Raw genomic sequence first — 26,471 nt, 5'->3', positions numbered from 1 at the left:
GAATCGGCATATCATGCCCCTGCGATAGAGCCGTCGGCGAAGCCGACCGGAGAAGCATGGACCATCCTCAGTCTCTCTTCGCGAGCCAGCTCCCGCCGGCGGGAGCATGACGGACTCGGCCGAGCGGAACAAGCACGCACCTGCGGGAAGGCAGCGCCTACACGATTCGCATCGCCGGAATCCCATATCGCCGAAACTCCGCATCGCCGCCGACGATGATCCGTCGACGGCAACCGGCCCATCCGAAAAAACACAGGGACGGATGCGGCCGGCCCGATATGCCGGATCCGTTCAGCGGCCGGCGATCAGCGAACGGATATGCCGCGCCGTGCGCCGCAGATCCTCGTCCAGGGCGCGCACCGCGTCGGCCGACAGCGTTCCGGCCGCGTCGGCCGCGCGCAACGTGTCCCGCATATCCATTCCGAACCGGTATATCATCCGTTCCGCGGTCCCGACGGATCCGCGCCCCGGTTGCCGCGCATCATCGCCGGGAGCATCGCCTCCGCCGCGACCGCCCTCACGTCCTTCGCCGAACGCATCGTCAAACGAATCGCTACGGGGATCGCCCCGGAAGCCGGCACGGGAACCGCCGCGCTGGTCGGATCGTCGCCAATCGGCGCTGTCGGACCGGCCGGACCGGCCACGCCGAGCGTCCCGACCGCCGGCGTCGAACGGCATCCACGACGCATCCGCGCCCGACGGCGAGGAGAACTCGGCGTCGAGATCATCCTTGAGCGACCTCATGGAGCTGCGCACGTCGGAGCGCAGCTGATCGGCCAGCCGATGCACGGATGAGTCGATGTCGTCCTCCAGTCGGTCGGTCTCCGGCTTGCGCCGGTCCAGCTCGGCCCGCCCCTCATCGGTGATCTCATAGACGGTCTTGCGGCCGACCGTCCGCTTGGTGATCAGCCCGTCATCGGCGAGCTTGGCCAAGCGCGGATAGATCGTGCCGGCGCTGGGCACGTATGTGCCGTCGAATCGCTGCTCGATCGCCTGCATCAGCTCGTAGCCGTGCATCGGCGACTCGGCGAGCAGCGTGAGCAGATAGAGCCGCATCTGCCCGTGCGCGAAAATCGGCGCGGCCATTATGATGCGCTTTCCTCACCGCGGACGCCGTCCGAGGAATCCGACGCGCCCGAATCATCCGCGATCCCCTCGCCGCGAGCGCCGCGAGCAGCGCCGCTCCCCCGGCCGCCGTCCGAACCATCATCGTCGCCGGTCTCACCGCCGTCCGGGTCGAACGGCTCGAAGGCCCGGCGGACGACCTTCAGGCTGCCGCCGACCGCATTGAACTCGATGTTCACCGGGCGGCCGTGCTCGGGCCCGTCCGCGAAGTTCAGCGCGTCGCGGATCTTGAATTCCTGCGCGCCGATGCGCGCGCGGCCCCCGATCGAGCTGGCCTTGTACGTGGCGCGCACCTCGGGGTCGAGCCGCACGGCCATGCTGCCGCTGACCGCGTGGTAGCGGATCCGCTCCGGCGCGCCGAACGCATCCACATACAGGTTGCCGCTGACCGCCTCGGCGGAGACGTCCGTGCAGTTGCCGCTGACGACCACGTCGCCGCCGACCGTCTTCGCCCGCACCGAGCCGTGGTGGTTGCGCGCCTCGACCTTGCCGCTGACCGTATCCATGTTCAGCGCGCCGGACACGCCGTCGCTGAGCAGCGTGCCGGACACGGTGTCCAGCTTGGCGCCGCACGTCAGGCCGCTGATCAGCGCATCGCCGCTGATCGTGGAGATCTTCGCCGCCACATCGCGCGGCACCAGCAGGCTGACGTCGGCACGCGCGGTCATCGTCCGCGGAACCCCGCCGAAGCTGACATGAATGCCCAGGAAAGACAGCACGCCATTGGATACCTTGTCGTCGTTGGCGATGACGAGCCTGCGGCCGTCGAAGGAGACGTTCACCGGTGCGCCCTTCACCTTGGTGATCTCCAGACGGCAGCTCTCGTCGTCGTGGCCGATCACGTCGATGCGCCCCTTGAGCAGCGAGACCTTGAGCCGCTCGACGCCGTCGAGATCGAAGGTCTTGGATTCCCCTTCCCCGACGACCCACCGCTCGCCGCCGCGGTGCATGTCACCATCATCCCGGCCATGGCCCTGAATCCGATCACGATCATCCATCGTGTACGACATGATGCCCTCGCATTCCCCGGCGCCTCGCGGCGCCGGATAGATTGTTCGCAATATATCGCGTTTGACATCACTATAACACGATATATCGCGATATATCGTCGGCATGTCGCGATCGTGGGAAACCGGGCCACAGCGGCGGGATGCGATATTTCCCGCCGGAATCGCATCAATCCGTCAGCGTTCCGAATCGCGCAGGCACGGGCGCCCCTGCACCACCTCGACCCGGGCCGGCGGCATTTCGGCGCCCGCGCGCTTGGCCCGGATCTGCTCGAACACCATGCGGAACGCCCGCTCCCCCATGTCCAGGAAATTCTGCGTGTAACTGGTCAGCGCCGGCTCCCACATGGAGGCGAAGTTCCGGTTGTCGAAGCCCACGACGCTGACGTCGCCCGGCACCCGGCGCCCGGCTTCGCGCAACCCCCGCATCACCGCGATGGCGGTCTCGTCGTTGCCGGCGAAGATCGCGGTCACGTCGTCCCGCTCGCCCAGGCTGCGCCCGGCGCGCACCGCCTCGTCCAGGTCGGCGTCGGAGACGATGATCGGGTCGGGCGGCTCGATGCCGCATTCCGTCAACGCGTCGAGCCAGCCATTGGTGCGCGTGTTGTCGGTGGGCCCCTGCGCGCGCGCCACATGGAATACGGTTCGATGTCCCAGATTCAGCAGATGCATGGTCATCCACCGGCCGCCATCGCGCTCGGCGTTGATGATCTGGTAGTCGCCGTCGCCGAAGCTGCCGCCGACCACGACGGTCGGCACGCCCTGCGGGACGTGTTCGAGCGCCTTGATGCCGGATTTGTCGTACTCGTAGACGATGACGCCGGCCGGCCTGACCGACAGCCCCATGCGCACGCGCGCCTCGACGGAATCCATATCCGATTCGTCCAGCGAGACGATGTTGATCAGGAAACCGCGCTTGCGGGCGGCGGCCTCCACGCCGTGGTTCGTCTCGGACGTGGAGAAGGCCGAGGGATTGGCGGCGAACACCACCACGGAATCCATCTCCCGGTTCGACAGGGCGCGCGCCACGACGCTCGGCTCGTAGCCCAGTTCCTCGATGGCCCTGGCGATGCGCTCGCGCTTGTCCTCGGTGACGTTGACCGTGCCGTTGAGGTAGCGGGAGACCGTCGGCGCGGACACGCCGGCGAGCTTGGCGACGTCCTTGATCACCGGCCGCGTACGGCCCTTGCTTTTCGCCATCGAAACCTTTCCATTCCCGTAGTCGTCATTTGGCCGACGGCGATTCAGGTCATACCGAGCCACCCGATCCCGCGGCACAGCCATATTGTAAGACAGGGCGAGGAGTCCGGAAACCGCCGCAAGACGCATCGACGCGATCCGACCAGCCGGCGCCCGCCGCCCGATCAGGGCCGGCATCGCGGCCGAAACGCCGTGGGCGACAAACGCGCCCTTGCATTCGTCGACGATATGCGCTATTCTGAAACCGGTTTCAGAAAGAAGCCGAACAGAATAACACAACACAGTCAAGCTCCCGAGCTTGACCCAAGGAAAGGAAATACGATGTCCTTCAAGGATTCGATGATCCGCGGTCTCGCGATGTACGGCATGAGCGCGATGAGCCAGCACGGCCGCCCCACCACCACGATGATGCGCGACATGATCGACGAGGCCGACAAGAGCGCCCGCTGAGCCCCATTCCGCAACCCGGTCCCCGGACGCCCGGAAGACTGACCCGCCTTACGGCGATACGACCGCAAAGCCCGCAACGGCCTTGCGCAATGACAATTCACGACGAAAGGAAATATCATGATGTCTCTCAAGGATTCGATGGTCCACGGTCTCGCGCTCTACGGCATGGACGCCATGGCCCGTTCCGGCTACGCCAACTCCAAGATGTTCGCCGACATCGTCAACGGAGTCAACAAGAGCGCCCGCTGAACATCCGTTTGGCGGCCGCCACGAGTTTGCCCCGAACGGCAAGCCCCCATCGGTCGACTTCGACCGCATGATTCGGCATCGCGACAACCGGACGGCAGCAACCGGACGGCAGCAACCGGACGGCGATGACTGAGCGATAACCGAACCGATAACCGAACCGATAGCTGAATCGATAACTGAACGATAACCGGACAACGGCGTCCATATATTCTTGTTTTCATCATCTTCTTGTTTCACGCCACCCCGCTTTCCGCACGCGACCAATCGTCCGACTCCCCTTACGCATCCAAACGAGTCCCGACCGAACGGCACGCTGCATCGCAGCCACCGGATATGACAAGGCCCCGTGCGCGCGAAGCACACGGGGCCTGTGATTTCCTCAGAAGCCGGAAAGCGGCTGCGTTCACCATACCGCGCACGCCCCTGCCCGGCCCCCGGAAACACGCCGACGCCGCCCTGAAGGATGTGGCGAAAGCCGCCGGGGTGTCCGTCTCCACCGCCTCGCGGGCCCTTGCCGGCAACACGATGATCAGCGCGGATACGCGGGCGAGGGTCGCGCAGGAGGCCCGGAATCTCAATTATGTGGTCAACGGCCTGGCGCAGTCGATGTCCGGGGCCGGCACCAAGACGCTGGCCTTCGTCACGAACGCCTTTCTCGCCGAACCATTCGCGCGCATCGCCCAGAGCGTGGACGGCGTGGCCAGAAGCCACCGCACCATGCTGCTGACCAATTCGTCGCACACCGACATGGCGGACGAACGCGAATCCATCGAACTGCTCGCCCGGCAACGGGTTTCGGGCGTGTTGCTCATCGGCTCCCGAACGGCAAGCGCGTCGTACCGGGCGCATATCGCCGTCTGCCGGGATATTCTGGCCTCCGTCGGCGCATCGCTGGTGCTGTGCGGCGTCTCGCGCATCCCCGGCTTGGACGAGGTGCCGTCCGTGGCCTACGATCAGCGTGGCGGCGTTCGGGAAGCGACCACAGCGCTGCTCCAAGCCGGTCACCGCCGCATCGCCTTTCTGGGGTACGACGACCGCTCGACCGCACGGGAGCGCTTTCTGGGATATCGCGACGCCCTGCAGGCCAATGGGCAATATGTTGACAACCGAAGCGCACTGGTCGGCCATTCCGACAACTTCAAGGACACCTTGGCTCCGGCCATGGATCGCCTGCTGCGCATGGCCCCGGACCGGCGCCCGACCGCCATCGTCTGCGTCACCGATTTCGCCGCCTACTGCGTGTATTCGATCGCCCGGCGATACGGCTTGCGTATTCCGGAGGATCTGTCGATCACCGGCTTCGACGACCTGTCCAGCAACGAGGTCCTCATCCCGAGACTGAGCAGCGTGGCCGTCCCCTACGAGGACATCGGCCGGTACAGCGCCCGACTGGCGCTGGGATTGCCCGTCGACCAGGGCGAACACCCGGTGTTTCCGGTGACGTTCCACGCCCGCGAGTCCATCGTCCCGCCGCGCGCATGAACCCTGCCCGCAAGTCTCCGCCGCACACGCGACCCGCCACGAATCCGACCTTCCCGCTGACTTACGATCATGCCGCTATTCCACGGGGGCGATCGGGGATCAGTTCACCGGCCCGGTGGATTTGCGGACGACCAGTTCGGCGGGCATCATCACATCCTTGAGGTTGCCGAGACCAATGCGCACGGCGGTGGCGCCCATGTCCGCGAAGGGCACATGCACGGTGGTCAGGGGCACGATGAGATCGCCGGCGTAGGGCATGTCGTCGAAGCCTCCGGCGGAGATCTGCCCGGGCACGGCGACCCCAAGGGACTGCAGGGCGTTGATGGAGTCGAGCGCGGCCACGTCGGTGACGCCGACCACGGCGGTGAACGGGCTGCCATCCCGATATCGGGCGACGACGTTGGCGGCGTCAGCCGCACGGTTGCCGTCGAAGGGCAGGTCGCCGGCGGGATCATGGTCGATGCCGGCATCCGCCAACGCCTTCAGGAATCCCTGATAGCGCTGGGTGAAAATGGGCGAGGCCGTGCGCACGCCGACGAACAGCATGTCCCGATGGCCTAAGGAAATCAGGTATTTGGTCATCATGTACACGCCGCGCTCGTTCGCGTAGTCCACCACGCCGATCCGATCGGCCAGATCGATGCGGGGCCGGGCCAGGGCCACCAGCGTGGTGCCCATCGATTCGAACTGGCCCACGTATTCGTTGAGCTCGGCGTCCTTGATGGAGCCGGGGTCGTCGTCGGCCACGATGATGGCCACGCGCGGGCGCTGCGCCAGCAGGTCGGTAAGCACCGCCTTGCCGTCCACCCGGGCGCCGCCTGTGGCGATGAGCCGGAAGGTCATGCCCCGGCGTATGGCCTCATCGGCGACCGCGCCGGCCATCTCGCTATAGGTGCCGCCGGTGATCGAACGCATCACCAGGGTGACCGAGTTGGGCGGGGTGGTCAGGGCGAGGGCGTGGGCGTTGGGCACGTAGCCGAGGTCCTTGACCGCCTGTTCGACCTTGGCGCGCGTCTCGTCGGAGACCTTGGCGTTGCCGCGCATCACGCGGGAGACGGTGGCCACTGAGACGCCGGCCGCCGCCGCGATGTCGCGGATGTTCGCGCCGGCGGTCTTGGCCGGGCCCTTGCGGCTTTTGCCGTTGCCCGCCGAATGCGCGGAAGCCGCCCCTGGCTGTGCGTCTGTCATCGGGGAATCGCTCCATATCCTTCACACGTCATCGGTGAACATCGAGTGTGTAACTGTTTTCATCTTACGCAGAGTATGGAAAAGGGCGACCGCAACGTCACCCCTCAATATCCTGCGCATGCGCATCGTTCCCGCAAGCGGGAGCCGAATCACACAGCGAGCGCGGCGGAGACCAGCCGCAGTTCCGCGTCAGCGTTCTCGTACAGCCCCCGGCTGATGGCCCAGCTGACCACCTCGTCGGAGAAGCGGACCGGGTCCTCGAGGAACATGAAGTGCCCGTGGCCGCCGGACCAGATCTCCACGTCCGCGGTGCCGCACTCGCGCTCGAATCCGGCCCGGGCCGGCGTCAGGTAGATGCCGAGCGTGGGCTTGGTGCGCTTCAGCCCCATGGCGACGGCCGGCTTGCGGTTGCCGAACGACTCGGGATCCATGTACTCCGAACGGAAGTAGTCGGCGATGGCCTGCGGGTTGGTGCGGCGCACGTCCCCCACGACCATCTCGCGCACGCTCTGCGGCGTGTACGGCGAGAACGCGCCTTGGATGAAGCCCTCCGTGGTGCCGTAGGCGTCATCGGTCAGCGCCTTGAGCAGGGTCGGCTGGCCGGCGATCTCGGCGTCCTCGGCGCCCAGGGCGGGGTCCATGACGACCTCGCCGGCCACCAGCTCGGGATAGTGCACATGCACGTAGAGCGAGAGCTGGCCGCCCATGGAGTGCCCGATGAGTATGGCCCGCTCCCCCGCGGGAACGTTGCGGCGGATGAACTCCGCCAGATCCTCGCCGGCGCCGGGAATGGTCCAGGGGCCCTCGTCCCTGCGGCTGCCATGGCCCGGCAGCTCGTACGGCAGCACGGTCCAGTCGTCGGGCCACCCGATGTGGTCCCAGACCCGTACCGAGCCCGCCCAGCCGTGGATCAGCACGGCATATACCTGTTTCGATTCCATGATGATTGAACTCCCCTGATGCAAGCCACCCGGCTTGCCCATATCCATTCTGTAACTAGTTACAGACATTTGCGTCGGCAGACGGGCCGATGCGGCGGCGATCAGCCCTTCACGCCGCCGAGGGCCACGCCGAACTTCCAGAACCGCTGCATGGCGATCATCACCACGGCCAACGGAATGATGGAGAGCACCGCGCCCGCCAAGGCGATGGTGGTCGGGTCGAACAGCGAGGATTGCTTGGTCTGCATGAAGCTGTAGGGGCCCAGGGACAGGGTCCACTTGTCGCTGCCGCGCAGCCTAGTGATCGGCAGGTAGAAGTTGTTCCACTGCAGCACGAAGGTCAGGATGAAGATGGTGGCGGCCGGGGTCGGCAGCAGCGGCATGACGATCTTGCGGAAGATGTGGAACTCGCCGGCGCCGTCCACGCGGGCGGCCTCGAGCAGTTCGTCCGGCACGGAGCCGTCGATGTATTCCTTGGCCAGGTACACGTCGAAGGTGTTGACGAAGGACGGGATGAGCACGGCCCAGACGGTGTCGGTCAGGTGCAGGCCGGAGAACAGCAGGTACATCGGCAGCGTGAGCAGCGCGGTGGGTACCAGGAAGGACGACATGACCAGGCCCATCTCGACGGCCTTGCCGCGGAACTCGAACTTGCTCAGCGAATAGCCGGCCATGATGGAGATGACCATGCACACCAGGGAGCCGACGCCCGCGTACAGGATCGAGTTGAGCATCCACTTGAAGAAGATGCCGTTCTCGTAGGTGAACAGCTGCTGGAAGTTCTCGACGAGGTGGTTCTCCTTGCCGAACCACAGGCCGTTGGTGTTGTAGAGCTCCACGCGGCTCTTGGTCACGGAGACCACCAGCCACCACAGCGGGGCGATCGAATAGAAGGTGAGGACCGCCAGGGCGATCAGGATGCCGGGGCGGCTCCACTTGGACTTCGGCTTGTTGCTTGCGCCAGCGCCGTACTTGGACTGCATAATCGCGTTGCTCATATCACTCACTTGCCCTTCTTGTTGGTGGCTCCGTAGACGATGGCGGAGATGATGGCGATGACGATGGCGAGCACGACCGACAGGGCCGCCGCATAGTTGTAGTCGCCGCCGGCGGTGAACGTGTAGTTGTAGATGGTCATGATCGGCGTGAAGTTCGCGGTGACCGTCTCGGGCGAGGCGGAGCGGAACAGCAGCGGCTGGTCGAAGAGCTGGAGCATGCCGATCATCGAGAGCAGGCCGGTCAGCACCAGGGTGCCGCGCACCATCGGTATCTTGATGGGCCAGGCGATGCGGAACTCGCCGGCGCCGTCCACCTTGGCGCTCTCGTAGAGCGAGGGGTCGATGGAGGTGAGCGAACCGTAGAGGATCAGCATGTTGAAACCGATGTTGATCCACAGCAGCAGGTTGGCCATGGAGACCCACAGCATCTGCGGGCTGAAGAAGTTGACCGTCAGCCCGAAGACGGCGAAGAACTTCTTGAGCGGGCCGATGTCCGGCGAGTACATGTACACCCAGATCAGCGTGGAGACGATGGAGGGCACCATGTAGGGCACGAGCAGCAGGAAGCGGCAGGCCTTCTTGGCCTTCTTGCGCGCGGAGTCCAGCAGCAGGGCCTCGACGAGCGCGAAGATCATGATCAGTGGGGTCACCACGCAGGTGAACAGGGCGACCCGGCCCATACCGGACCAGAACGCGCCGTCCTTGAAGACGCGCAGGTACTGGCTCAGACCCGCGAAGTGGAGGGTGGCACTGCCGACGCCCAGCCCGCTGGACTTCTTGACGAACAGGCTCTCCCACAGGGCGTACAGGAACGGGATGATGAACGAGAACAGGAACAGGCCGAAGAACGGGACGCCGAACAGGGCGCCTTTCAGGCCAAGCCTCTTCTTCCACACGGGAGTGGCGTTGGTTTTCACTTCCGCGGGCCTGGCCGAAGAGTTTGTTGCACTCACGATAACTCCATTGCTCAGTGATGTGATTGGTTGGTGATGTAATTGGTCGGATGTGATTGGTCGGATTGATGGTGGTATGGGCGGCGCTCCCCTGTCTTGTGGACCGGGGAGCGCCGGTTGAGGACGGAGGGATGGCTGCGGTCGGCCGTGATTGCGGTTGCGACTCGGGGCCTTGGCCGGTCAGACGGATTCGGCGCTGATGCCCTTCTGCTTCAAGTCGTTCAGGGTCCACTCCTGGATGGTGTCGAGCATCTGCTCGCCGGTGACCTGCTTGCTCAGGAACTTGGCCCACTGATCCTGCAGCTGCTTGCACATCGAGGACCAGTTCACGCCGGGGAGTATGGGGTGACGGTCTCGGCGGACTTCTTGACCACGGCATCGGCCTGTGACTTGTCCTTGAGGAGCTTGTCGGGCAGGGAGGCGGCGATGTAGTCGGACGCGTCCTTCAGGGCCGGGAACGTGCCGCTGCCCTTGGTCGGGTCGGCCGCGATCTTCAACGCCTCGTCATCGATGGTGAGCCATTCGGCGAAGGTGACGGCGGCCGCGGTGTTCTTGGCGCCCTTCGGGATGCCGTAACCGGTGGCGTTCAGCGGGGAGACGACGTCGGAATCGGCGGATTCCTTCGGCCAGTCATAGGCCACCCAGTCTCCCAGCGAGTTCTGGAAGTTGGACTGGTAGGCGCTCAGCTGCCAGGTGGAGGTAGGGATGATGGCCAGGTTGCCGGACTGGAAGAACTGCATCAGCGCGTCCCATTCGATGAAGGTCTTCTGGCTGAACATGTCGTTGTCCACGATCTGCTGCAGGTAGTCCACGGCCTTCTTGGACTCGGGGCCGTTGATGTCGATGACCCACTTGTCGCCCTTGACCGAATACCATTTGGCGCCGAACTGCTGGGCCAGCATCACCAGCGTGGATGCGTCCTCGCCGGCCAGGTTCAGGATCTTGATGTCCGGGTTCTTGGCCTTCAGGTCCTTGCCGGCCTGGATGAGCTCGTCCCACGTGGTTGGCACCTTCACGCCGTTGTCGTCGAAGGTCTTCTGGTTGACGATGATGAACTGCGGGGCCGCCTGGAACGGGATGGCGGCCAGCTGGTCGCCCACCTTGAAGGAGTCCACGACGTTCGGGTTCAGCTTGGACAGGTCAGGGTTGAACTGGCTGATGTCCTAGATGGTGCCGTCCGCGAGCAGCGAGATGGCCGAGTCCTTGTCGACCTCGACCAAGTCGGGCACGCCGCTGCCGGCCTTGACGGTGTTGACGAGCGACTCCTCCGCCTTGACGTTGGAGGCCCGCTTCTTGAAGACGACCTTGATCTTGTCCTACGACTTGTTGAAGGCATCGGCCTGTTCCTGCTGGCCCTGCTCCCAGCCCCACCACTCGATGGTGGTGACGCCGTTCGCATCGGCGGAGCCGTTGCCGGCGGTGCCGGAGCCGCATGCGGCGAGCGGTACGAGCATGCCTGCAGCGGCTGCGGCGGAGACGGCGATCTTGGTCCAACGACGTGAAGTGCTCATTGCGAAAACCTTCCTTGGTTCTTCTTTGTAACTAGTTTCATCACTGAAACAACTACAAGCTAACATCTCGGTAAAATCGTTGTCAAATCAACGATAAAACTAGTTACATAGAAGTCTGTTGGCCAAGGTTTCACAACGGTTGTTTGCGCAATCAAGCCAGGCGTCCGGCGTGTCGTTTTTTGATTCAGCCGGCGGGCTCCACGCTCGCTCCCTTCCGCTTCAGATCGTTGACGGTCCGCTCCTGGATGTTGTCGAGCAGCTTGTCCGGCGGGGAGTCAGCGACGAGCCGGCGGCCATCGACGCCAAGGAGATCGCCGAAAGGCATTGAACCGACTCCCGACCCGCATCGAAGACGGAGAGCACCACGCCGACCATCCCGGCCTCAGTCGCCGAAATGGAACATGGACACCATGTATATCGGCAGATATACCACAGGGCCAGAGACCTCCACATTGGTCTCGGCAAGGACATACGCCTCATCGATACCGTTGTTCGCTACATTCAGCGCATTGGTGAGAGAGGCATGCGTTCGATACGAGGACCCCGATTTCACCTCGAACATGATGACGCCGCCATCGGCTCGTTCCGTTACGAAGTCAAGCTCGCCCATGCGTTTGCTCGCGCAATAGTACGTCGAGAGACCATGAGTGTTGAGTTCCTGCGCCACCGCGTTCTCGTACACGCCCCCGACGTTCATATTGGTTCCGCCATCGAGCAGATCGATGGAGGCTCGTTTAATGAATGTGCTGGTCAAAAGACCCACATCGGAATAGAACAACTTGAATCTGCTGTCGTTCTTTGCAATGAGCAATGGATGCCTGGGTTCCGAAGCATTATAGGTGGCGATGGCCACGCCCGCATTAATAAGCCATAGGAACTCGTCGGTCACCTGATCGAATCGCTTCACGTTCTCAATCGAACTGAATTTAAAGCGTTTGCTGGTTCCGGTCAATTCGCTGGGTATCAAGTCATAGATGTTCTGAATGACCAGCCGGTTCTCCTTGGGCGCGTACTTGGCGATATCGCGTTTGTAGACGCGGATGATCTCCGATTGCGACACACGCACCTGATCGATGACGCCGCTGCCAAGGAACGCATTCACCGCATCCGGCATGCCTCCCACCAACAAGTAACGATGGAACAGCTTCAGCAACTTCTCATGGATGAAATCCGGAACGGGCGTGCGTGACACGAACGCCTTGCAGGCCCCGTCCCAAGCCGCCTCGGGCAGTCCGTTCGCCCAGCAGAATTCCTCGAAATCAAGGGGGAACATCTCCACTTGGGTCAGATATCCGCCAGGCAGCGAGTCCGCACCTTCCAATTTCACGCCAAGCAAGGAACCGGACAGTATGAAGTCGTATTCCCCTCTGTCCACGAGCAGTTTGATATGTTCCATCACATTGGGGCATTCCTGGATCTCATCGAGGAAAATCGCCGTCTCATGCGGCACCAAATGCGCATCCGCCGCCACGGAAATTCTGAGCATCAGGTCATCGGCATCGGTGGCCGCCTCGAATGATCTGCGTGCGGCGGCATCGTCGGCAAGGTTGATCTCCACGGAATTCGGATAATGGGACTGCATGAGCTCGCGAACCAGATACGTCTTGCCGACCTGACGAGCCCCGGTTACCAGCAACGCCTGCTTCGACTTGTTCCGCTTCCAGAACTCAAAGCGTTCATATGCCTTGCGTTTCAATGCCATCAGCGCCCGCCTTTCATGCCACACCTAGTTTGATGATATCCTGAATCACATTTTTCCTCAATTTCAAATCAGTGATTTCTGCACTTTTCAGTAATTTCAAATGCGAGTTTTCTGCACTTTTCCGCAAATTCACATAGTCGGGAACAGACCGGGACGACGAGCGGGGTCAACAAACGCATGATCCGAAACGTATGGCCCGTCGAACGCAGCGATACGCGATGCGTTCGACGGGCCATACGCCGATATGAAACAGGAAAACGAAACGGTCAGCTCAGGTCAGCTCACCGCTGGGATTCGGCGGGCAGGGCCTCGATGGCCTTGCGGGCGGCCTTCAGGGCCTCCTCGAGCGGCTCGACCTGCGGGTACCAGCGGCGCTCCCACTCCAGAGACAGCGGGCCGGTGTAGCCGCCGTCCTTGAGGAGCTTGCAGCATTCGGCCAGCGGCACGCGGCCGGTGCCCTGCAGCACCGGGGTCTGGTCGCCGGGGAACGCGCAGTCCTTGATCTGGACGACGCCGCGGCCACCCACCAGGTACGGCTTGAGGTATTCGAAGGTCTTGGCCGGAGCCTCGCCCACGCGCCACGGGTGGGCGATATCCCAGATGGAGCCGGCCTGGTTGCCCGGGGCCAGCTTATCGAGGTAGTAGTGGATGATCGCGTTGCGCTCGCCGTTGGTGTGGCTGTCGTGCGTTTCGATGAGCGGCTGGACGCCGAGCTTGTCGGCGGTCGGCAGGGCGCGGGCGATGATCTCGGCGCCGCGCTTGGAGACGCCGGCCAGGTTCATGCCTTCGGGCAGCACCATGCCGGGCAGGCGGTCCGGATCCCAGCTCGACTCGAGCGGCGCGGTCGGGAAGACGCGCACGTACTTGGCGCCGAGCACGTCGGCCATGTGCAGGCAGTGCTCGAGACTTTCGACCAGTTCGTCGTCCTCGCGGGCGGTGTTGCACACCTGCACGCGCGAGTCGACGGCGAAGATGGAGACGCCGGCTTTCTCGGCCAGTTCGTCGCGCATGGCCTTGAGCTCGTCGTCGGTGGAGGCCATCGTGAACTTCATCTCATCGCCGACGGCCACCTCGATCTGCTTGACGCCGGTGGCCTTGAAGGTCTTGGCGAGCTCGTCCATCGAATCGTACGGAGCGCCGAGGGTCGACGCAGCCAGTTCCCATGTCATTGTTGTTTGTCCTTTCGTTGGGGTTCCGCTCCCGCTGGCGGGAGCTGTCAGCGCAGCTGACTGAGGGTGGTTCGTGACCTCCCCTCAGTCGCTTCGCGACAGCTCCCCTCCAGAGGGGAGCCGAGAACGGTTATTTCTCCCGGTAGTCGAGGTATTGGAAGTCGGCGTGCGAGAGATGGGCGTCCATGTCCTGCGCGCAGATGCCTACCATGGCGCCGGTGAACGCACAGCCCATGATCTGGCTCTCCACGTAGTCGTCGCTGATGTGGTCGGCGGGCTGTGCGCCGCCCACCGCCTTCCACGGAGCGTTGTCGGCGTGCATGTTCTCGCCTTGCGCATAGAAGAAGTTCGCCTTGTCGTGGCGCACCTCGACCTTGATGCGCACCGGCCCGTCCTCGAGCGCGATGGCCTCGGAACCGTATTCCAGCCGCTCGTGGTCGCAGCGCAGCACCTGGATGATGCGCTTGTCGCTGCCTTCGGAGTCGAAGGAGACGTAGGCGTAGATCCAGTTCTGCGTGTCGTAGTAGAGGATCAGGCCGGCCATCTGCTGGTAGTTGGCCGGGTCGAAGTCGAGCACGGTTTCGACGTCGAAATCATAGGCCTCCCAACGGCGGGCGAACAGGGTCTGCAGGTGCTGGGAGCGCAGCGACTGGGCGCCGTAGAGGCGCAGCCAGCCGGGGCGGGCGGTGAGGCTGTAGTGCTCTTCGGCCGTGAGGGCGGTGCGCAGGGTCTTCAGGCTCGGCGGGATGGCCGGGTCGGTCACGGAGGTGAGGGGCGCGTTGGCCTGCGCCACGCCGTCCAGCTCGAACTCCACGCGCTCGGAATGGTCCATGTTCTGCACCACGTTCCGGGCGATCTTGGGGGCCGGGACCTCGAGGTCGGGGCTGATGGTGTCGTTGATCAGGCGCGGCCAGCCGTCCTCGGTCCAGTAGATCTTCTGGATGGCGGTCTCGCGTCCCAGCGTGCAGTTGCCGCGCTCGGTCAGCGGGCGACCGCAGATCTGGGTGACGTACCATTCGTCGCCGATCTGCAGGAAGCAGCAGTGGCCGGACTTCTGCAGCGGGTTGCCCGGCTCGTCGCGCGTGGTCATCAACGGCGTGTACGGCGAATCCTCGAACGGGCCCTCGAGCGAACGGGCGCGGGCCACGGTGGCGGCGTGCATGTAGCCGGTGCCGCCGGCGGCGCACAGCAGATAGTAGTACCCGTCCTTCTTGAGGATCTGCGGGCCCTCGCACACGCCGAGCTTGGTGCCCTTGTAAAAGTGCTTGCGCTCGCCGATCAGGGTCATCGACTCGGGGTCGAACTCCTGGATCACGGTGCCGGCGAACATGGCGTGGCCGGGGCGGTAGTCATAGAGCATGTTGAGGAACCACTTGCGGCCGTCATCATCGTGGAAGATGGCCGGATCGAAGCCGGAGGCGGTCAGGAAGTGCGGTTCGCTCCACGGGCCGGTGATGGACGGCGCGGTGATCACGTAGTTCAGGGTGTCCTTGAACGGCGCGTAGGTTTTCACGTCGGTGTAGACGAGCCAGAACCTGCCGTCGGCGTAGCTCAGGTGGGGCGCCCACAGGGAGCCGGAGTCGTAGTTGCCCTTGAGATCGACCTGGGATTCGCGGTTGACCGGCGAGGCGACCCACTCCCAGTTGACGAGGTCCTTGGAGTGGTAGATGTCGATGCCCGGCCACCATTCGAAGGTGGAGTTGGCGATGTAGTAGTCGTCGCCGACGCGCAGGGCGCTCGAATCCGGGTGGAAGCCCGGCAGGATCGGGTTCTTGATCATCGTGGTCATTGGTGTTCCTTGCTTGGTTGCTTAAGTCTTAAGTTCTGAGTCTTGGCTCCCCTCTTTGAGGGGAGCCAGCATGGGGAGGCTATTCCAGCAGGACGGCGACGCCGTCGAAGTCGGACAGGTCGGTGATGCGCAGCTGGCGGCCGGAACGCTCGACCCGGATGCCGTCGCGGTGGAAGACGCCGACGACCCGGCCGAGCACCGGCAGGTCGATCACGCTGGGGGCGTCGTGGAAGGTATGCAGCACGACGAGCGTGCGGCCCTCCGCCTCGGTGCCGGCCTCGCCGACGCGGGCGATGGCCTGCCAGCCGACCGGCCGGCTGTAGCTGCCGAGCTGCAAGCCGTACCAGCGGCTCTCGCCGTGGTCGATGACCGGCGCGGCCTTGTGGTAGAACGCGACGCCTTCCTTGATGATGTCGTTCTTGCGGCCCGTGAACCCGTTCGGGTCGCCGCTGAAGCACAGGCGGCCCAGGAGGCCGGAGCAGATCTGGTAGTAGAGCTTGTCGGCCGAGGCCTCCTCGCGCACCACGGCCCAGATCTGCGACTGGCGCGGCAGGATCATGCGGTGCATGTTGGCGGCCACGACCGGGATGTAGTCGCATTCGTGGGCGTCGGAGAAGCTGGCCATGGCGCCGATCTCCATGAAGCTCTGCACCAGGCGGTGGCCGCCGGAGGCGCAGATCTCGATCATGAGGTCGGGCAGTTCCTCGCGGATGCGGCGGAAGAACGCCTGCGACGCCTGGATCTGGTCGTACAGGCCCTCGCCGAGCGAGGCGTTCGGATCGCCGGGCGTCTCGCAGCCGATGCCGATCGTGTCGTTGTAGTCGACCTTCATGTAGTCGAAGCCGTTGTCCTTGAGGAAGTCGATGACCTTGTGCGCCAGGTATTCCCGGACCTCCGGATTGCGCATGTCCCACCAGCGGCGGTTGCCGGAGGTGATGGGCAGGCCGTCGCGCTTCAGCAGCCATTCGGCCTTGTTGAAGCAATCCGGCTCCTCGCGGCCGGCGACCTCGAATTCGAACCAGATGCCGGCCTTGAGACCCGCATCGTGGATCCTGTCGACCACCGGCTTCATGCCGTGCGGGAACGCGGTTGCGCTGACCTCCCACTTGCCGAAGCGGCTGGCCGCCTCGAAGGCCTGGTCGTCGAACCAGCCGGCGTCGATGACGAAGTACTCCACGCCGAGCGCCTTGACGGCGTCGAGCTGCTCGGTGACGCTCCGCTCGGTCGGCGTGCCCCAAGTGGAGCAGAATTCGTTGAAGATCACCGGAAGATGAGCTTCGCTCTGCGGCAGTTTCAGGTCCTTGCGCACATTGCCGGCCAGAACCTGCGAGGCCTTGTCGACGCCGCCGACCACGGCGGTGGCGACCGCGTACGGAGCGTCGAAGCGCTCGCCGGGGGCGAGGGTCTTGGTCCACTGGCCGAATTCGCGGTCGGCGATGCCGCCGGACAGGCTCAGTCCGTCATCGCGGCGGTACGCCTCGATCTGCCAGCTGGAGGCGTGCGTGGTGGCCACGGCCCAGGTGACGCCCGCGTGCTGGTCCTCGACGGCGGCGAATGGCACCCATTCGCGCACCGGGAAGCTGCCGACCGAGCCGAAGCGCACGGAGTTCGCGCTGTACTTCTGCCAGCTGGGTTCCAGTTCAAGATTCTCGACCGGCTGCGAGAGCAGCCGTCCCTCGGCGCTCCAGGTGCTGCGCAGACGATGCAGGATCAGGTTCTCCGGGTCGAGTCCCCTGGCGAACGGCGAGATCGATCCGAGCGTGAAGCTCGAGAGCATCTCCAGGGTGATCGGGCGGTTGGATTCGTTGACCACCGCGGTGCGGATCTCCGCGGCACCGCTGGCCGGGGTCATGGTGAGCGTGTGCTCGTAATGCCAGCCGCGCGCGTCGTCGATGCGGGTGACCACGGCGAGTGAGCCGTCCGACGCATTGCGGGAGACGACGGGATCGCCGTACGACATATGGTCGGTCACGGTTTTCGCGTTGCGCATCGTGCGGCCCTGGCTGAAGCCGAACGGATAGTCGTCGCCGACGATCTTGGACTGCACGAGCGGTTCGGCGGCGCAGTCGTCGCGCACGACGTCGTCGATGCGCGCGGTCGGGACCAATACCAGCTCCACGGCTCCGGTCTCGTCGTCCTTGCGGTAGACGGCGGATAGTTCGCCGCAGCTCACGGTTTCCAGTGTGGTACGCATGTTTTCCTTTCCGATACTTGCTCCCGCTGGCGGGAGCTGTCTCGCGTAGCGGGACTGAGGGTGGTTCGGCACCGGCCCCAGTCGAGCAATGCCCGGCAGCCCCGCCAGCGGGGGCCTGTTCACAGTTGCAGGATTCGCACGATCTGTTCGGTGGTGCGGGTCACGTTGGAGGCCGCATCGGCCAGCAGTTCTTCGAGGCTGGCCGCGCCCGGAGCGATGCCGAAGATCGCGTCGATGCCGCAGTCGTGCAGTTCGCCGATGCCTTCGCCGATATGCCCGGCCACGGCGATCACCGGCTTGCCGTGCCGTTTCGCCGTGGCCGCCACGCCGGCCGGGGTCTTGCCGAACTTGGTCTGGAAGTCGATCGACCCTTCGCCGGTGAACACCACGTCGGCCCACTGCGCGGCCTCGTCCAGCCCCGACCGTTCGATCACCAGATCGATGCCGGGTTTGAAGGAGGCGTGGAGGAACGACAGCAGCGCGGCGCCGATGCCGCCGGCCGCGCCACCGCCCGGCCAATTCGATACGCGCACGCCAAGCTGGCGTTCGGCGACGATGGCGAAACGGGTCAGCGCCTTGTCCAGCAGCGCCACGTCGGCGGCGGAGGCGCCTTTTTGCGGTCCGAACACGGCGCTGGCGCCGTTCGGGCCGACCAGAGGATTGGTCACGTCGCAGGCGGCGATCACGGTCGTCTCGCCAAGGCGCGGGTCGAGCCCTCCCATATCGATCAGCGCCAGCTTCGCCAGCGCGGCGCCGCCGCGGGGCAGTTCCCGCCCGCTCGCGTCGAGCAGGCGCACGCCAAGGGCCTGCAGCAGGCCGGCGCCGGCGTCGTTGGTGGCGCTGCCGCCGAGCCCGACGATGATGGTGCGTGCGCCGGCGTCCAGCGCGGCCCGGATCAGCTCGCCGGTGCCGTACGATGCGGCGACGAGCGGATCGCGCTCCTCGGGGGCGAGCAACGCCAAGCCGCTGGCTTCGGCCGTTTCCACGACCGCGGTGGATCCGTCGCCGAGCATCGCATAGCTCGCGCGGACGGGCCGGCCGAGGGGGTCGTGCGCGTCGACCGCATGCATGGCGCCGCCCGTGGCGTCTGCCAGGGCTTGGGCCGTGCCTTCTCCCCCGTCGGCCATGGGCAGGCACCGGACCTGCGCCGCCGGGTCGGCTTGTGTGATGCCCCGTGCCATCGCCTCAGCGGCCTCTTTGGCGGTCAGGCTTTCCTTGAAGGAATCGGGGGCGCATAAGTATCGCGTCATGGCTTCAAGCGTACCGCACGACACGCCAAAACGGAAAGCGCTTACCGATATTTTGTCACGATATATCCCTTAATCGGCAACACACGGCAACGCTTATTCGAGACATCGGCGTCGAATGGCGCTACAATGCATGGTAAACGCTTAAGACAGTTTTCCGTTTTGCGTGCGACGCAGCGGTGCAAGGAGCAGAGAACGTGGCGCAGCATACCGACAAGGACGACAGGGCGGACAAGCCCTCCTCCCCCGCAACGCTGATGGACGTGGCCGCCAAGGCCGGCGTCTCCATCGCCACGGCGTCCCGCGTACTCAACGGCAGCACACGCAAGGTGCGCAACGACTCCTACGTGAAAGTCATGGAGGCCGCGACCAAACTCAACTACCGGCCGAACGCCTACGCGCAGGCCGTGGCCAAGGGCACGGCGCCGAACATCGTGCTGCTCGTCTCCGATATCTCCGACCCGTACTTCGCCTCCGTGTCGCAGAGCGTGGTCAAGGCGGCCGGCGAACAGGGCGTCTCGGTGACCATCGGCGTCGCCGCGAACGCCAAGGCCGAGCTGGAGAGCGTACGCAAGTCGGTGGCCACGCGCCCGCGCGGCATCATCATCTCCGAAAGCGAATACATCGACGCGCCCGAACGGGCCGAACTGGAGCGCGAACTCCGCCAATACGAGGCATCCGGCGGCCGGGCCGTGTTCATCCTCAACCGCAACCTGCCCTTCCCCGCCGTCGACGTGGCCAACGAGGTCGGCGCGCGGGCCATCGCCAAGCTGTTCGTCGACTCGGGGTACACGCGCCCGGCGATCCTCAAGGGCGACGACAACCACCGCTCGTCGAAGGAACGCCTCGCCGGGGTGATGGACGTGCTCGGCAAGGCGGGCATCACCGTCGATCCGCGCGTCATCGCCAACGGTAGGTTCAGCCGCACCGAAGGCTATGCGGCGATCATGCAGATGGCCCGCGCCGGATTGCTTGCGCCGGGCGGCGACGCCGCCTATGACGGGGCCGGCATCGATTCGGTGATCGCGCTCAACGACGTGATGGGCATCGGCGCGATGACCGCGCTGCGCGCCAACGGCATCGAACCCGGCCGCGAGGTCGGGATCACCGGATTCGGCGACATCCCCTATTCCGCGGATGTGCACCCGTCCCTGACGACCGTGCACCTGCCCCTCGCCGAAATAGGCCAAGCGGCCGTCGACTGCGTGCTGGCGGACCGGGACGACGCCGGCGCCGCGGATTCCGCGGCGGGCAACCGCCTGATCTTCGTGCAGAGCGCGCCCGATATCGTGCTGCGCGAGTCCCTGCCGAGGCGCTGAGCCGAGGGGGCCGGTGGCCGGCGTTTGCTTTTTTGACGGTGGCACCGGCTTTGGCGTTAGAGCCGGCATTATTGCCGGCAGAACCGCTTATGCATCCAACTCCAGCGAGAGATACCCGCCACATGACGGCAGGCACCTCTCGCCCAGCCATACCGCAACGAGAGACACCTGCCGCGCAGAGGCAAACACATCTCATGCATGAGATCCATCAAGAGACAACCGCCACCCAATGGCAGGCACCTCTCGCCAAGCTGCCCCGCGCCGAGAGACACCCGCCCCTCAGAGGCAAACACCTCTCGCACATGAGATCCATCAAGAGACAACCGCCACCCAATGGCATGCAACTCCCGGCGAGACAGACCCCAGCGAGAGATGCCCGCCACATGACGGCAAGCACCTCTCACCCGCGGATCCACGCAAGAACCAATCGCCATATACCGGCAAAAACATCTTGCCAGAGCACCTGTCAGCGAGAGATAGCTTCCACGCGGCGGCGGATATCGAACGCATCACGACAACACAAAAGAGGCTCCCGCCATATACAGGCAGGAACCTCTCAATAAGGCCATACTCGTCAAGCCATCACCGCCATCTCATGGCAGAAATGTCTCCGATCAGGCAGAGCTTCCAAGGCGGCCGCAACCCACGCAGCCAGCCGGCGCCCGGCGTCACTCGCTGAATTCGAGCGCTTCGCCCTTGATCATGTGGGTGAGCTCGTTGACCACGTTCTCGCCCATGCCCTGCAGCTCGGTGCCTTCGGAACCGGCGATGTGCGGGGTGAGGATCACGTTCGGCATGTCCCACAGCGGCGAATCGGCGTTCAGCGGCTCGTCCGGATCGGTCACGTCGAGGATCGCGTTGATACGGCCGGTCTTGAGCTCGGCGGTCATCGCGTCGGCATCGACCACGGCGCCGCGGGCGGAGTTGATGAACCAGGCGCCGTCCTTCATCATCTTGAAGTACTTGGCCGTGATCATGCCCTTGGTGGCGGGCAGGCTCGGGGTGTGCAGCGAGACGATGTCGGACTCGCGGAAGATGGTCTCCAGATCGGCCTTCTTGGCGCCGTAGGAGGCGGCCTCCTCCTCGCTCATCGAGCGGGATTCAGCGAGCACGTTCAGGCGGTAGCCCTTGAGCAGGCCCATCAGGTGGCGCGCGATGCGGGCGCCGGCGGTCACCAGGCCGACGGTCTTCTGGTAGTTGCCGGCGGTCGGGAACTCGACCTCGCGGTTGATGTACTCGCGGCGCTCGCGGTAGATGCGCTCGGCGCGGAAGAAATCCTTGTTGGCCATGAGGATCATGGCCATGCAGTATTCGGCGACCGGGATGCCATTGACATAGCCGGAGTTGGACAGCAGGATGCCGCGCTTCTTGACCCCGTCGAGCGCCTCCGGGGTGAGCAGGCGCCACGCGTTGCCGGCAGCGGCGGCGATGCCCTTGAGGTTCGGCATCTTGGCCAAGACATCGGCGTCGATCCTGGCATCGGGGCCCCAGCCTGAGAAGATGTAGTCGACGGCGGCGAGGCGCTCGTCGAGACCCTCCACATGAAAATCGGTGATGACGTCGCGGTCCACATTGGCGACGGACTCAAGACGCGCCCACTGCGTATCGTTCATCAGCTTGTTCACCAGTTCCGGCGGCTGCATGGTCAGGACGACATTGGGCTTGGATTCGGTCATAATCTCCACCTTCCCCACTCTGGGAAACGTTTTCCGTTTAACTTGTTGACGACAGTATCTGTTTGGACATACCCATATTGCTGAAACATCACCGAAATCAATCAGTGTGTCGTTTCCATCGAAACGACCATTGCCACAGCTCTACGGTAAGCCCTTACCGAATAGTGTAACGCATTTTCCGTCCAATGTCGATGCGGGGCCCACCGGCATGTCAGATCGCCGGCCCGGCGGAAACCCGTTCAGTCCTCGAAATGGGCGTTGCGGTAATCGTCCCAATCGGGCGCGGGCGCGTTGCCGCGCAGGTGCTCGCGGATATCACCGTAGAAATGCAGCTTGCGCAGCACATGCGCATGGGCCTCCTCCAGCGCGCGCAGCTGCTCGTCGATCGCGTCGTGGCGCTCCTCAAGCAGCGTCATCATGTCGTCGATATGCGTGCGCTCATCGGCCTCGTAGACGAAGAACCGCTTCAGGTCGGCGATCGACATGCCGGCATGCTTGAAGCAGCAGATCGAGCTCAGCCGATTGATATGGCCCTGCCGATAGACGCGCTGCCCGGTCGACGTGCGCTCGACGTTCGTCAGCAGGCCGGCGTCCTCGTAGTAGCGCAGCGTCGACGGCTCCATATCGAACATATCGGCGACCTGGCGGATCGAATACCGCCGGCCCCCATCCTCGCCGCACGCGTTTTCCAGCGCCTTGTTCCGCTCGTCATCCGACATCGCAATCGCTCCCTTCGCCGGGCGCCATCGCGGCGCCGGCAGCCATCGTCCACGGCCATCAGGCGGCCCGCGGGAACCCGCGAACCGCAGCGCCGGCACACCGTACCGATCGCCGACTTGCCTTCAAGTGTACTTGAGGGTCCATGATGGAACACGCAACACGATACTCGTCCCATCAATGACGACCTCGGGCGCCCCGGCCCTCGCCGCGGGCATCCGATGACACCAGACGACATACGGAGGCATTATGCTCGAACCGACCAACGACTACACGCCGGCACCGACCCGCTACGACTCGATGCGCTACAACCGCTGCGGCGCCAGCGGACTGAAGCTGCCCGCGATCTCGCTGGGCTTCTGGCACAACTTCGGCGACATCACGCCGTACGAGCAGATGAAGCAGCTCGTCTTCACCGCCTTCGACAACGGCATCACCCACTTCGACCTGGCCAACAACTACGGCCCCGAGCCCGGTGCGGCCGAGAAGAGCGCCGGCCGCCTGATCCACCAGTACTTCGCCAAGCACCGCGACGAGCTGATCGTCTCCACCAAGGCCGGCTACGAGATGTGGACCGGCCCCTACGGCGACTGGGGCAGCCGCAAGTACCTGCTCGCCAGCCTCGACCAGTCGCTCGAGCGCCTCGGCCTGGACTACGTGGACATCTTCTACCACCACCGCCCGGACCCGGAGACCCCGCTGGAGGAGACGATGGGCGCGCTCGCGCAGGCCGTCACCAGCGGCAAGGCGCTGTACGTGGGCCTGAGCAACTACGACGGCGAGCGCCTCGAGAAGGCGAGCGCGATCCTGAGCGAGCTGCATGTGCCGTTCGTCATCAACCAGAACAAGTACAACATCCTCGACCGCACGATCGAGAACAACGGGCTCAAGGATACAGCCAAGCGCCTGGGCAAGGGGCTGATCATCTTCAGCCCGCTGCAGCAGGGCCTGCTCACCGAGCGCTATCTCGACGGCATTCCGGCCGACTCGCGCGCCGCGCACGACCCACGCTTCCTGACGCCCACCGACGTGGAGAAGGAGCACGGCAAGATCGTGGCCCTGCACGAGATCGCGCAGCAGCGCGGCCAGACGCTGGCCGAGATGTCCCTCGCATGGCTGCTGCACGACGACGCGGTGACCAGCGTGCTCGCCGGTGCCTCCAAGCCGCAGCAGATCCTCGACAACATCGGCGCGCTCAAGAACACCGAGTTCAGCGCCGAGGAGCTCGCCGCGATCGACGAGATCGCCAAGCGCTGATCCGCGCGGCCCTGCAATTCCCATGGGCGCCGCCCAGCCTCTCTCCGGCCGGGCGGCGCCCATGTTATATGACTAGGCGCCCTTGCGCTCCCAGCGGCGCTTGAGCAGGAAGGCGGCCTCCTTGGGCTGGCGGTCGCGGGTGAAGGCGCCCTTCTTGTTGCCGTCGACGCGCATGATGCCCTCGCCGGTCTGGAAGTCGCACAGGTTCCACATCTGCTCGCCAACCACCGCGTCGAACATGTCGAACACTTCGTGCTGCATGTCCAGGTACTCGCACTGGTATTCCTCGCTCCACTGCACGCTCGGCAGCTTGTGCACGCCGGCGTCCGTGTCCGCGCCGTATTCGGTGAAGACGAAGGGCTTGTCCGGCTCGACCTCCATCCACCGGTTCATCTCGTCGATGAAGGCCTTCCTCGCGCCGGCCAGCTGGTAGCCGCCCTGCACGTACCACCCGTAGTAGCGGTTGAGGCAGATCACGTCCGCGAACTGGTGGCACTTGTCCTTGCCGGCCGCAGCCGACATCAGGTTCGTGTAGGTCAGCGGCCGCCCCTGCGGGTCGAGCGTGCGCGCGTAGCCGAAGATCTCCCTGAAATACGGCACGGCCGCGTCGGCCGCGGAATCCGGCTCGTTCATCAGGCTCCACATGATCACGCTCGGATGGTTGCGGTCGCGTTCGAACAGCTCGCGCACCGCCTCCTTGTGCACGGCGATGGTCTTGCCGCGCACCACCGGGTCGTCGAAGAAGCCGCGGTCACGGTTCGGATTGGCATCGTTGGCCGCGTCGAGGAAGTTCATGAGGCTGGCCATGAAGCCGACGGCCGCGCATTCGTCGATGACCAGGAAGCCCTCGCGGTCGGCCATTCTGAGGTTCTCCTCGCTGTACGGGTAGTGCGAGGTGCGGAACGAGTTCGCGCCGATCCACTTCATAAGTTCGAAGTCGCGCTTGATCACGGCCGGGTTCTCGCCGCGGCCGTTGACGATGCTGTCCTCGTGGCGGCCGAATCCCTTGAGGTACACCGGCTTGCCGTTGACAAGGATCGACCGGCCGCTGACCTCGACCGTGCGGATGCCGATCTCGTCGAAATAGCGGTCGATGACGGCCCCGCCGTCGCCGACGATGGTGAATTCGATGCGGTACAGGTAGGCCGCGCGCACGTTCCACAGATGCGCGTCGGGCACATGCAGCGTGCCCTTCGCCCCGTCGGCCCGGGCTACGAGCGCGCCGCCGGCGTCGTACAGCCGCGCCTCCACCCGGTGCCCGCCGTTGGTTTCGGCCTCGTACCGCACGTCGGCGGAACCGTCGCCGTGAATGGCGTAGGTGGTCGAGTACCCGGTGAGCGCCTCCTTCGGCACGGCGAGCAGACGCACCGGGCGCTGCAGCCCGGCGTAGTTGAAGAAGTCGAAGTACGGGCCGGCCAGCTTCGTACCATCCGGCAGCGCGCCGCCGGTACCGGCCGGCAGCGAGGCGTGGCTGAGCTCGTTGTTGAGCCGAACCGCCACATGGTTGGGCTCGTCGAAGCGGGCGACGTCGTTGATGCGCACCGCGAACGGCGTGAATCCGCCCTCGTGCGAGCCGACCTTCACCCCGTTGACGAACACCGTGGCGCGGTGGGTCGCCGCATCGAAGCGCAGGAACAGATCCTTGTCCCTCCATTCGCCGGGGACCGTGACATCCGTCTCGTACCAGAAATCCCCGGCGTAGTCGCGGCTCGCCTTGTCGATGAACAGGTCGTTGAAGCTGGCGGGCACCGGCATCGCGACCGGATCGGGCAGGCCGTTCGCCGCCCAGCCGTCGCGCTCCCCCACGCCTTCGGGATCGAAGCGGAACCCCCACATGCCGTCCATGCCCTGCACGCGCCGCGTCGCGGTGACCTGCGGGTACAACAGTGCGCCATCCATACTCATGCCTCCTTGGCCATCAATGGAACATTCCCGTTTTCACGATAGCCGATCGCGCCCCACAGAGGCGCCGTTCCCCTTCGGTTTGCGCCGATGGGCTGATTTGTCCGGAGCCGCCGCCCCCGCGGCGCCGCATGCCGCACGCATGCGGCGGCAACGCGGCCGGCCGGACTACACTGTGCGTAGGAATCACGCGCGGGATGCGCGGGGACGGCCACGGCCCCGCCGGCCCGGAATCGGCATGCCCGTCGGCGGGCGGCGCATGCCGCAACCGGCCGCACCGCGCCGGAGCCAAGGAAGGGCGGAAGGATATGGGACGCATGAGACTCGTCGATTGGCTGACGTACGAGCGCGGGCAGTACCGGGACCACGGGCTGTACTACAACACGTAGGTGCTG

Annotated in this window: 25 protein-coding genes; 6 read left to right on the top strand and 19 right to left on the bottom strand. The window is 64.8% G+C overall.

Going from position 1 to position 26,471, the window contains the following annotated elements; translation table 11 throughout:
* Nucleotides 1–291: 291 nt before the first annotated feature.
* From BBSC_RS14045 to BBSC_RS04500, 3 genes are all read right to left on the bottom strand, one after another.
* On the bottom strand, nt 292–1,086 hold the full coding sequence (locus BBSC_RS14045; RefSeq protein WP_051923120.1) for a PadR family transcriptional regulator: 795 nt from the start codon (nt 1,084–1,086) through the stop codon (nt 292–294).
* Complete coding sequence (locus tag BBSC_RS04505; protein WP_144414414.1) at nt 1,086–2,135, bottom strand: DUF4097 family beta strand repeat-containing protein; 1,050 nt, start codon at nt 2,133–2,135, stop codon at nt 1,086–1,088. Before BBSC_RS04505 ends, BBSC_RS14045 begins: the two co-directional genes overlap by 1 nt.
* Nucleotides 2,136–2,309: 174 nt before the next feature.
* Complete coding sequence (locus BBSC_RS04500; RefSeq protein ID WP_033519397.1) at nt 2,310–3,332, bottom strand: LacI family DNA-binding transcriptional regulator; 1,023 nt, start codon at nt 3,330–3,332, stop codon at nt 2,310–2,312.
* 321 nt (nt 3,333–3,653) lie between these two features.
* Between BBSC_RS04500 and BBSC_RS14360 the strand changes: the two genes are divergently transcribed.
* From BBSC_RS14360 to BBSC_RS04495, 3 genes are all read left to right on the top strand, one after another.
* On the top strand, nt 3,654–3,782 hold the full coding sequence (locus tag BBSC_RS14360; RefSeq protein WP_269429196.1) for a hypothetical protein: 129 nt from the start codon (nt 3,654–3,656) through the stop codon (nt 3,780–3,782).
* 117 nt (nt 3,783–3,899) lie between these two features.
* Nucleotides 3,900–4,031, top strand: a complete 132-nt coding sequence (locus tag BBSC_RS14355; RefSeq protein WP_269429198.1) for a hypothetical protein — start codon at nt 3,900–3,902, stop codon at nt 4,029–4,031.
* A gap of 465 nt (nt 4,032–4,496) precedes the next feature.
* Entirely contained in the window at nt 4,497–5,513 is a 1,017-nt protein-coding gene (locus BBSC_RS04495; protein WP_033519396.1) for a LacI family DNA-binding transcriptional regulator, read from the top strand.
* Between the two features lie 99 nt (nt 5,514–5,612).
* On the opposite strand, the gene BBSC_RS04490 is transcribed toward BBSC_RS04495, so the two are convergent.
* From BBSC_RS04490 to BBSC_RS04440, 13 genes are all read right to left on the bottom strand, one after another.
* The gene (locus tag BBSC_RS04490; RefSeq protein ID WP_033519395.1) at nt 5,613–6,701 is read right to left on the bottom strand and encodes a LacI family DNA-binding transcriptional regulator; all 1,089 of its coding nucleotides are present in this window, start codon (nt 6,699–6,701) and stop codon (nt 5,613–5,615) included.
* A gap of 149 nt (nt 6,702–6,850) precedes the next feature.
* Entirely contained in the window at nt 6,851–7,642 is a 792-nt protein-coding gene (locus tag BBSC_RS04485) for an alpha/beta fold hydrolase (RefSeq protein WP_161787662.1), read from the bottom strand.
* Nucleotides 7,643–7,743: 101 nt separating this feature from the next.
* Nucleotides 7,744–8,640 carry a carbohydrate ABC transporter permease gene (locus BBSC_RS04480; protein ID WP_034535504.1) on the bottom strand — a complete coding sequence of 299 codons (897 nt, stop codon included), beginning with the start codon at nt 8,638–8,640 and terminating at the stop codon, nt 7,744–7,746.
* Nucleotides 8,641–8,645: 5 nt separating this feature from the next.
* Nucleotides 8,646–9,593, bottom strand: coding sequence for a carbohydrate ABC transporter permease (locus tag BBSC_RS04475; protein ID WP_197074450.1), 948 nt, complete (start codon nt 9,591–9,593; stop codon nt 8,646–8,648).
* Between the two features lie 180 nt (nt 9,594–9,773).
* Nucleotides 9,774–9,908, bottom strand: coding sequence for a hypothetical protein (locus BBSC_RS14350; protein WP_269429195.1), 135 nt, complete (start codon nt 9,906–9,908; stop codon nt 9,774–9,776).
* Between the two features lie 11 nt (nt 9,909–9,919).
* Entirely contained in the window at nt 9,920–10,732 is an 813-nt protein-coding gene (locus BBSC_RS04470; protein ID WP_269429197.1) for an ABC transporter substrate-binding protein, read from the bottom strand.
* Between the two features lie 177 nt (nt 10,733–10,909).
* Nucleotides 10,910–11,104 carry a hypothetical protein gene (locus tag BBSC_RS04465; RefSeq protein ID WP_033519048.1) on the bottom strand — a complete coding sequence of 65 codons (195 nt, stop codon included), beginning with the start codon at nt 11,102–11,104 and terminating at the stop codon, nt 10,910–10,912.
* 184 nt (nt 11,105–11,288) lie between these two features.
* Nucleotides 11,289–11,429, bottom strand: coding sequence for a hypothetical protein (locus BBSC_RS13895; protein ID WP_171818099.1), 141 nt, complete (start codon nt 11,427–11,429; stop codon nt 11,289–11,291).
* 57 nt (nt 11,430–11,486) lie between these two features.
* The gene (locus BBSC_RS04460; protein ID WP_033519049.1) at nt 11,487–12,806 is read right to left on the bottom strand and encodes an ATP-binding protein; all 1,320 of its coding nucleotides are present in this window, start codon (nt 12,804–12,806) and stop codon (nt 11,487–11,489) included.
* Nucleotides 12,807–13,087: 281 nt separating this feature from the next.
* Nucleotides 13,088–13,975 (bottom strand): sugar phosphate isomerase/epimerase family protein, encoded by an 888-nt coding sequence (locus BBSC_RS04455; protein ID WP_033519050.1) that lies wholly within the window; start codon nt 13,973–13,975, stop codon nt 13,088–13,090.
* A 130-nt stretch (nt 13,976–14,105) separates the two neighbouring features.
* Complete coding sequence (locus BBSC_RS04450) at nt 14,106–15,764, bottom strand: glycoside hydrolase family 43 protein (protein WP_033519051.1); 1,659 nt, start codon at nt 15,762–15,764, stop codon at nt 14,106–14,108.
* A gap of 79 nt (nt 15,765–15,843) precedes the next feature.
* Entirely contained in the window at nt 15,844–17,958 is a 2,115-nt protein-coding gene (locus tag BBSC_RS04445) for a glycoside hydrolase family 36 protein (RefSeq protein ID WP_033519052.1), read from the bottom strand.
* A gap of 119 nt (nt 17,959–18,077) precedes the next feature.
* Nucleotides 18,078–19,208: a glycerate kinase gene (locus BBSC_RS04440; protein ID WP_081893026.1), complete on the bottom strand. Its 1,131-nt coding sequence runs from the start codon at nt 19,206–19,208 to the stop codon at nt 18,078–18,080.
* Nucleotides 19,209–19,462: 254 nt separating this feature from the next.
* On the opposite strand from BBSC_RS04440, the gene BBSC_RS04435 reads away from it, so the two are divergent.
* Nucleotides 19,463–20,524, top strand: a complete 1,062-nt coding sequence (locus BBSC_RS04435) for a LacI family DNA-binding transcriptional regulator (RefSeq protein ID WP_033519072.1) — start codon at nt 19,463–19,465, stop codon at nt 20,522–20,524.
* A gap of 668 nt (nt 20,525–21,192) precedes the next feature.
* Here BBSC_RS04435 and BBSC_RS04430 read toward each other — a convergent pair.
* Entirely contained in the window at nt 21,193–22,200 is a 1,008-nt protein-coding gene (locus BBSC_RS04430) for a hydroxyacid dehydrogenase (RefSeq protein ID WP_033519054.1), read from the bottom strand.
* 239 nt (nt 22,201–22,439) lie between these two features.
* On the bottom strand, nt 22,440–22,919 hold the full coding sequence (locus BBSC_RS04425; protein ID WP_081893027.1) for a MerR family transcriptional regulator: 480 nt from the start codon (nt 22,917–22,919) through the stop codon (nt 22,440–22,442).
* Nucleotides 22,920–23,166: 247 nt separating this feature from the next.
* On the opposite strand from BBSC_RS04425, the gene BBSC_RS04420 reads away from it, so the two are divergent.
* A complete protein-coding gene (locus BBSC_RS04420; protein ID WP_033519055.1) occupies nt 23,167–24,174 on the top strand; it encodes an aldo/keto reductase in 1,008 nt (335 codons plus the stop codon).
* A gap of 72 nt (nt 24,175–24,246) precedes the next feature.
* Here the strand turns inward: BBSC_RS04420 and uidA are convergent, their stop codons facing one another.
* On the bottom strand, nt 24,247–26,073 hold the full coding sequence (gene uidA, locus BBSC_RS04415; RefSeq protein WP_033519056.1) for a beta-glucuronidase: 1,827 nt from the start codon (nt 26,071–26,073) through the stop codon (nt 24,247–24,249).
* A 134-nt stretch (nt 26,074–26,207) separates the two neighbouring features.
* Between uidA and BBSC_RS12800 the strand changes: the two genes are divergently transcribed.
* Nucleotides 26,208–26,465 carry a hypothetical protein gene (locus BBSC_RS12800; RefSeq protein WP_144414413.1) on the top strand — a complete coding sequence of 86 codons (258 nt, stop codon included), beginning with the start codon at nt 26,208–26,210 and terminating at the stop codon, nt 26,463–26,465.
* Nucleotides 26,466–26,471: the final 6 nt, after the last annotated feature.

The organism is Bifidobacterium scardovii JCM 12489 = DSM 13734, from assembly GCF_001042635.1.
GTDB lineage: Bacteria > Actinomycetota > Actinomycetes > Actinomycetales > Bifidobacteriaceae > Bifidobacterium > Bifidobacterium scardovii.
Note: the sequence above shows the minus strand (reverse complement) of the source record. Positions and strands in the feature narration are given on the sequence as shown.